This window comes from Streptomyces sp. NPDC057963 (assembly GCF_042887155.1).
Taxonomy (GTDB): Bacteria; Actinomycetota; Actinomycetes; order Streptomycetales; family Streptomycetaceae; genus Streptomyces.
In genome coordinates this window covers 21,484-28,395 of record NZ_JBHVPX010000046.1, presented here as the reverse complement: position 1 = coordinate 28,395, position 6,912 = coordinate 21,484, and the positions used below count along the sequence as shown (strand labels likewise).

General features: G+C 70.5%; 6 protein-coding genes. 1 reads left to right on the top strand and 5 read right to left on the bottom strand.

Annotated elements, in window-relative coordinates; genetic code table 11:
* Window positions 1-181 precede the first annotated feature (181 nt).
* Genes ACFVT1_RS40040 through ACFVT1_RS40020 form a run of 5 tightly spaced genes read right to left on the bottom strand, consistent with a single transcriptional unit; the run spans window position 182 to window position 5,623 of the window.
* Window positions 182-1,492 carry a DUF58 domain-containing protein gene (locus tag ACFVT1_RS40040; RefSeq protein ID WP_389805489.1) on the bottom strand — a complete coding sequence of 437 codons (1,311 nt, stop codon included), beginning with the start codon at window positions 1,490-1,492 and terminating at the stop codon, window positions 182-184.
* 10 nt (window positions 1,493-1,502) lie between these two features.
* Window positions 1,503-2,504, bottom strand: coding sequence for an AAA family ATPase (locus ACFVT1_RS40035; RefSeq protein WP_389805487.1), 1,002 nt, complete (start codon window positions 2,502-2,504; stop codon window positions 1,503-1,505).
* Window positions 2,501-3,703 carry a DUF4350 domain-containing protein gene (locus tag ACFVT1_RS40030; protein WP_389805484.1) on the bottom strand — a complete coding sequence of 401 codons (1,203 nt, stop codon included), beginning with the start codon at window positions 3,701-3,703 and terminating at the stop codon, window positions 2,501-2,503. Before ACFVT1_RS40030 ends, ACFVT1_RS40035 begins: the two co-directional genes overlap by 4 nt.
* Entirely contained in the window at window positions 3,700-4,392 is a 693-nt protein-coding gene (locus tag ACFVT1_RS40025) for a DUF4129 domain-containing protein (protein ID WP_389805482.1), read from the bottom strand. Before ACFVT1_RS40025 ends, ACFVT1_RS40030 begins: the two co-directional genes overlap by 4 nt.
* A 4-nt stretch (window positions 4,393-4,396) precedes the next feature.
* Window positions 4,397-5,623 (bottom strand): glycerophosphoryl diester phosphodiesterase membrane domain-containing protein, encoded by a 1,227-nt coding sequence (locus ACFVT1_RS40020; protein WP_389805479.1) that lies wholly within the window; start codon window positions 5,621-5,623, stop codon window positions 4,397-4,399.
* Between the two features lie 140 nt (window positions 5,624-5,763).
* Between ACFVT1_RS40020 and mtnA the strand changes: the two genes are divergently transcribed.
* Complete coding sequence (gene mtnA / locus ACFVT1_RS40015; RefSeq protein WP_389805476.1) at window positions 5,764-6,909, top strand: S-methyl-5-thioribose-1-phosphate isomerase; 1,146 nt, start codon at window positions 5,764-5,766, stop codon at window positions 6,907-6,909.
* The last annotated feature ends 3 nt before the right edge of the window (window positions 6,910-6,912 follow it).

Here is a 6,912-nt window from a genome sequence, read left to right as displayed (position 1 = left end):
GCAGGGGGGACCCTGTGGGAGAGTAGGACGCCGCCGAACTCCTTTTGTGAGAAGCCCCGTGCCCTTGTGGCACGGGGCTTTTCTGCGTTCAGAGCCCGTCCGGAGGGCTCCTCTTCCTGACGGGCTTTTTTTGATGTGTCGGATCGGTGTCTCGATCGGGGTCTCGGGGAGGCCAGAGACGTCAGAGGCGTCCCGTCTCCTTGAGAGCCAGGTAGGCGTCGGCGAGAGCCGGGGCGAGGTTGTCCGGGGTGGCATCGACGACCACCGCACCGCGGCGCTGGAGCTGCTCCGCGGTGCGGAGCCGTGTTGCGCGGGCCTGCGCGCCGGCCGCGGCCCCGTAGACCGCGTCCACGGTGCCCCGGGCTCCCGCCATCCGCTCGATGTGCGGATCGGCCACTGAGGCCACCAGCACCGTATGGCGTTGGGTCAGTCGGCGGAGGACAGGCAGCAGGCCCTCTTCCACGGGGGCCGCGTCCAGACCGGTGAGAAGCACGATCAGAGAGCGGCGAGGTGCGCCGGCAAGCACGGCAGCGCTGAGACCTCGGGCATCCGTTTCCAGAAGTGCCGGTTCGACCGGTGCCAGGGCATTCACCATGGCGGACAGAACGTCTCCTGCGGGCCTGCCCTGGACCTGGGCGCGGATTCGGCGGTCGAAGGCGAGCAGATCCACACGGTCGCCCGCACGAGTGGCCAGGGCAGTGAGAAGCAGGGCCGCGTCCAGAGCGGCGTCGAGACGGGGCACGTCGCCGACACGCCCTGCCGACGTGCGACCCGTGTCCAGGACGATGAGGATGTGACGGTCCCGCTCGGGGCGCCATGTCCGCACCGCGACGGCGGACTGACGCGCTGTCGCTCGCCAGTCGATGGAGCGCGTGTCGTCGCCGGGAACGTACTCACGCAGGCTGTCGAACTCCGTGCCCTGTCCGCGGGTGAGGACGCTGGTGCGGCCGTCGAGCTCCCGGAGCCTGGCGAGACGGGACGGCAGATGCTTGCGGCTGGTGAAGGGCGGCAGGACGCGTACCGTCCACGGGACTTGGTGATTTCCTTGACGGGCCACAAGTCCCAGAGGCCCGAACGACCGGATGCTGACGCGTTCGGCTCGGCGGTCGCCGCGCCGTGTCGGTCGCAACGTGGTGGTCAGCCGGCGACGTTCCCCCGCCGGGATCGTCACTGTGTGACGGGACGCGGCCTGCTCGGTGCCCGTGGGCCAGCTGCTGGGCGGCCAGGCGTCGCGGAGGTGTGCCCGTAGGCGCCGACGGGAAGAGTTGGTCACGGTGAGTTGCACTTCGGCGGTCTCGCCGAGTCGAACGGTTGTATCACCAGATCGAGTGAAACGAAGCATTCGCACTGGTGCAGCCAGGGCGTAATCGCACAGAATTGCCAGAGAGAGCGGTGCGTTGACCGCGAGCATGCCTGTCCAGCTCGGGGCCAAGATGGCTACAGGGAGTGACCCCAGAGCGGCCAGGAAGGCAGTACGTCCGGTAAGGGCCATGGTCACTGCCTCATCGGGGTACGGGGACGTGGGCGAGGACCGCGGTGATGACGGAGTCGGGAGTGACCCCCTCCATCTCCGCCTCGGGCCGTAGCTGGATGCGATGGCGAAGCGTGGGGAGCGCCAGGGCTTTCACATCGTCCGGAATGACGTAGTCGCGGCCGGTGAGCCAGGCCCAGGCACGGGCGGTCGACAGCAATGCGGTAGCACCTCGGGGAGAGACGCCGAGGGAGAGCGAGGGGGATTCGCGCGTGGCACGGCAGATATCGACGACATAGCCGGTGATCTCGGGGGAGACCTTGGTCCGGGCAACCGCGTCTCGGGCGGCTTCCAGGTCGGCGGTGCCTGCGACGGGGCGTATGCCCGCCGACTTGAGGTCGCGCGGATCGAAGCCGTCGGAATGACGGGTGAGGACGTTGATCTCCTCGTCACGGGACGGCAAGGACACTGTCAGTTTGAGGAGAAAGCGGTCCAGTTGGGCCTCGGGAAGGGGATAGGTGCCCTCGTACTCGACGGGGTTCTGTGTGGCGGCCACGAGGAAGGGGTCGGGCAGGAGCCGAGGGGTTCCGTCGACGGTGACCTGGCGCTCTTCCATCGCCTCCAGGAGGGAGGACTGCGTCTTGGGAGGAGTGCGGTTGATCTCGTCGGCGAGCAACAGGTTGGTGAAGACGGGGCCGGGCTGGAAGGAGAATTCCGCTGTGCGGGCGTCGTAGACGAGTGAGCCGGTGACGTCGCTCGGCATCAGGTCGGGGGTGAACTGGACGCGCTTGGTGTCGAGTTCGAGCGAGGCGGCGAGAGCCCGGACCAGGAGGGTCTTGGCCACGCCGGGGACGCCTTCGAGAAGGACGTGGCCTCGGCAGAGCAGGGCGACGACGAGCCCGGTGACTGCCGGGTCCTGGCCGACCACGGCCTTGGCGATCTCGGAGCGCAGCGTTTCCAGGGATGCGCGGGCTGTGTCGCCGTTCCCGAGAGTCTCGATAGTCCCGGCGGGCACTGGGGGCGGGGCGCTCATGACGTGCGTACCTCTCTTTCGAGGGTGTCGAGTCGATCTGCCAGATGTACAAGAGCGGCGTCGTCGGACGGGGCAGGTCCGAAGAGCAGAGTGGGGAGATCGATGTCGGTGGTGGTGAGGCGGGCGGAAATGGCAGGGATGAGTGTGGCGGGGGAGTGGGCCTCGCGTGGGGAGACACCGACGAGTGGAGCCATACGGACGCGGGTGGCGGAACGGAGCGAGTCGGCGGCCCGGTCGCGGGCGTTCGCCCTGCGGTAGAGGCGGGCCAGCCCCTCGGTGGATTCTGAGGCGCGGATGGCCACGGGCAGCCGTTCGGTCACCAGGGGGCCCAGACGACGGGCGCGCCAGATGGCGGCGAGTACAGCGGCGAGTGCGAGTTGCAGGGTGCCCCACAGCCAGCCTCGGGGGATCAGGTCGGCGAAGCTGCGGTTGTCCTGGGCGCCGTCGTCGCCGTTCCCGGCGGCAGTAGAAGTGTCAGTGAGCGAGGGGAGGTACCAGACCAGATGCGGGCGGGAGCCGAGGAGTTGGAGCGCCAGGGAGGCATTGCCCTGGTTGCCGAGCCGGTCGTTGTGGAGGAGGTCGGGGGCACCGAGGAGCACGGTGTCGCCCGCTCCCTGTTCGACCAGGAGCAGGGTGGGGAGGCCGTCGCTCGGGAAGCAGGCGAGGGCGTCGAGGCCGTTCGAGGTGTAGCGGAAGCCTCCCGTCTCGGCGTCGCCGGCGTTGCGGGCGGCGGGCAGGGAGCACTGAGCGGCGCGGGTGGCCACCGGTCCTGCGGGCTCCGCGTGGACGCCGGGGACCAGGGCGCCCACGGACGTCGGGCCTGCCGCGAGAAGAACGGTGCGGCCGGCCGATTCGACGGTCGCGGCACGGAGGCCGCGCTGCTGGTGCGGTGTCAGCAGATCGGGGGAGGTGACGAGCAGCGTGGTCTCGGGGCCGACCTGGGCCGCAGCCTCGTCGAGCGTCGTGACCACCTGGACGGAGACGCCGCGGTCCTTGAGGAGCTCGGCGACGGCCCGGCTGCCGTAGGGGTCGGCGGAACGGGGGTCGAGGCGGCCGTGTTGGTCACCGGAGCGCACGGCTGCCAGCGCGATTCCGGCTGCGACGAGCAGGAGGAGGGCGAGGAGCGGACCGCGGGTGCGGGTCCAGAGCTGGTGCGGGGTGAGAGATGCCGAGGTGGGGGCGGCGGTGGCCTCGGTCATTCGGCTGCTCCCTGGGCCGCGGGTGTCAGGAGAGGTTTGGCGGTCTCGAGATCGAGGTCCAGAGCCCGGACGGCCAGGTACGCCTGTTGGTCCGCGGTGCGGCCGCCGTATGTGACGTCGTCGAATTCTCTGGCGGCGGCGTGGAGGCGCGTGGCGTGTGCGGGCAGTGGACGGCCCGCTTCGGCGGCGGCCTCGTCCGCGGTGCGCCCGGGGCGGGGCGTGAGCAGGGCGCGCTCTTCGAGGGAGCGGACGATGGCGCGCATGCGCTCCTGGACCGCCTCGTTCCAGCGGTGGGCGCAGGCGTGGGCCTCGGCGGCCGCCCGGTGTTCGGCCGCGCTGCGGGGGCTGTCGTCGAAGAAGAGGGTGTCGGCGGAACGCGCCGTGCGGTGCGGGGTGCCCAGCCGCCACCAGAGCGCAGCGACCAGGCCGATGACGACCAGCACGAGCACGACAAGCCCGAGTGGGCCGCCCGGTGCGGCGCCGGAGGCCGTGTTCAGCAGATCGCCGATCCAGTCCCAGAGCCGGTCGAGACCGCGCTGGAGGAGGTTCGGATCGTTCTCGTGGTACATCGGCTTGGACAACTCGTGCTTCGCGGCCTCGCGGGCGGGGACACGCGGAGTGTCCACGGGTATGTCGCCGCCCGCTCGGATCAGTAGCCGTGCCGCTGTCGTGCCCCCCGCCCCCGACACGGCATCAGCTCCTGGTGTCGTATCCGGGCAGGCCCGCTGCCTGGGCGAGATCGAGGTCGAGTGCTTCGCGGCGGATGCGCTGATCGACGTAGAGCAGGGCGATCACACCGGCGGAGAGCGGGTAGGTGATCGTCGCGGTGATCACTTGGCCGATGCCCGAGACGATCAGGAACGGCCAGCCGAAGTCCGTGGAGCCGTTGGTGAGGACGGAGCTGATGCCGCCGTCGTCCACGGTCATCGCGATGATGCCGAACGGGATGGCGATGATCACGGACACGATGAGAGTCAGCAGCCAGGTCAGAGCCAGGATGCCGAAGGTCCGCCACCAGGCGTTCCTGACCAGCTTCGCGGAGCGGCGCATGGAGGTCGTGATCGATTGCCGCTCCAGCATCAGCGCCGGCGAGGCGAGACAGAAGCGGACCATCAACCAGACGACGACGACGGTGGCGGCCAGGAAGCCGATGACGACGAGTCCGGCGCCCGTGGTGGAGCCGATGAGCATGCCCGGCAGCAGGCCGGCCGCCATGACGGCGCCGCCGATCAGGGTCAGCAGCATGGTCAGACCCAGCAGCGGGGCAAGCCGGGGCCGGGCCTCGGTCCATGCGTCGGAGAGCGTCACCGGGCGGCCCAGCACCGAGCGGCTGATCACCACGGTCAGTACGGATGTCGTGACGAGCGTGGCGATCAAGGTGATGAGCAGCGACGGCACGCTGCTGATCAGCGCCGACTGAGCCGAGTCGGCGGACTGCCTGAGCGCCTCCGAGCCGGTGGCGTGCGGATCGATCGCCGGAGGTTCCGGCAGCAGGTAGCGCTGCACGAGAATGATCGCGATCTGGGCGATCACGGCGACGGTCAGGGTGATACCGAGGACCGTGCGCCAGTGGGCGCGCATCGTGGAGACAGCGCCGTCGAGGATCTCGCCGACGCCGAGTGGCCGCAGCGGGATGACACCGGGCTTGGCCGCGGTGGGCGGGCGGCCCCAGCCCGTGCCGTGCGGTCCGCCGCCCCAGGGGCCCTGAGCTCCTCCGCCCCAGCCCGGGGCGGGGGGAGGCGCACCGGGACCCGCCCCCGGAGCGCTGGGTGCGGACCACTGCCCCGCGGGCGGCTGTGTGGAAGACCAGTTCCCTGCCGGGCCGCTGCCGTCGATGGGCTCGGAAGGCCGGGGGACGCCCGCCTCCTGGCCGTCGGAGGGGGCAGATCCGGGCGAGGCCCAGCCCGGAGTGTCGTTCATTCTCGCTCCTTCACGGTCCTGTCCGCTCATCGGGGCGGCAGGTTGCCAGCCATCGTGCCACGCGTTGCTCCGCCACGGGCCGGGCGTTCCATCTCCTTCGTCCCTTCATCTGCGGGCGGCTCACGGGGCAGACTGGGCGGATGGCTGATCAGGACGCGCAATCGCCGGTGGGCATCGAGCCTCCCGCGCTTCCCGTACTGCGCTGGGACGAGCTTGTGGAAGGCCCTGCGCTGGTGCTTCTCGACCAGACGCGGTTGCCTGCCGAGGAGGCCGAGCTGGTGTGCACCGATGTTCCCGCGCTGGTGCGGGCGATCCGGACGCTGGCGGTGCGTGGGGCGCCCCTCCTGGGCATCGCGGGCGCCTACGGAGTGGCTCTCGCGGCCGCACGGGGAGACGACGTGGCGGAGGCCGCGGAGCTGCTGGAGCGGGCGCGGCCCACCGCGGTGAATCTCGGTTACGGGGTGCGGCGGGCCGCCGGGGCGTACCGGGCGGCCGTCGAGAAGGGGGCGGAGCCGGAGGGGGCCGCCGAGGTGGCGCTGGCCGAGGCCAGGGCGCTGCACCGGGAAGATGCCGAGGCCAGCGGGCGTATGGCACGGTACGGGCTTGCCCTTCTGGACGAACTGCTGCCCGCTGGCGGACATCAACTGCTGACGCACTGCAATACGGGGGCGCTCGTCTCGGGTGGCGAGGGCACTGCCTTCGCTGTGGCGCTCGGGGCGCACCGGCAGGGGAGGCTGCGCCGGCTGTGGGTGGACGAGACACGCCCGCTGCTGCAGGGTGCCCGGCTGACCGCGTACGAGGCGGCGCGCACGGGCATGCCGTACAACTTGCTCACGGACAACGCCGCAGGTTCGCTGTTCGCCGCTGGGGAGGTGGACGCCGTGCTCATCGGGGCGGACCGCATCGCCGCGGACGGATCGGTGGCGAACAAGGTGGGGAGTTATCCGCTGGCGGTGCTCGCGAAGTACCACCACGTACCGTTCATCGTGGTGGCGCCGACCACAACCGTGGATCTGAACACCGCGGACGGGGCATCGATCACTGTGGAGCAACGACCGGGGAGCGAAGTGACGGAGCTCACATCACCACGGGTCGGGGTGGCGGGCGGGGATGCCGGTGCGGTGCTCATGGCGCCGGTCGGAACCCTTGCCTACAACCCCGCGTTCGACGTCACACCGCCGGAGCTGGTCACGGCGATCGTCACGGAGGAGGGCGTAGTTTCCCCGGTCACGGGGGTCGGACTGGCAGAGCTGTGTGCCAGATCATCGCAGGTAACGATTAGCTAATGG

Bases quoted from the DNA above. Each gene is read 5' to 3' on its own strand.
- ACFVT1_RS40040 (WP_389805489.1), bottom strand. From the start codon at position 1,492: ATGGCCCTTACCGGACGTACTGCCTTCCTGGCCGCTCTGGGGTCACTC.
- ACFVT1_RS40035 (WP_389805487.1), bottom strand. From the start codon at position 2,504: ATGAGCGCCCCGCCCCCAGTGCCCGCCGGGACTATCGAGACTCTCGGG.
- ACFVT1_RS40030 (WP_389805484.1), bottom strand. From the start codon at position 3,703: ATGACCGAGGCCACCGCCGCCCCCACCTCGGCATCTCTCACCCCGCAC.
- ACFVT1_RS40020 (WP_389805479.1), bottom strand. From the start codon at position 5,623: ATGAACGACACTCCGGGCTGGGCCTCGCCCGGATCTGCCCCCTCCGAC.
- mtnA (WP_389805476.1), top strand. From the start codon at position 5,764: ATGGCTGATCAGGACGCGCAATCGCCGGTGGGCATCGAGCCTCCCGCG.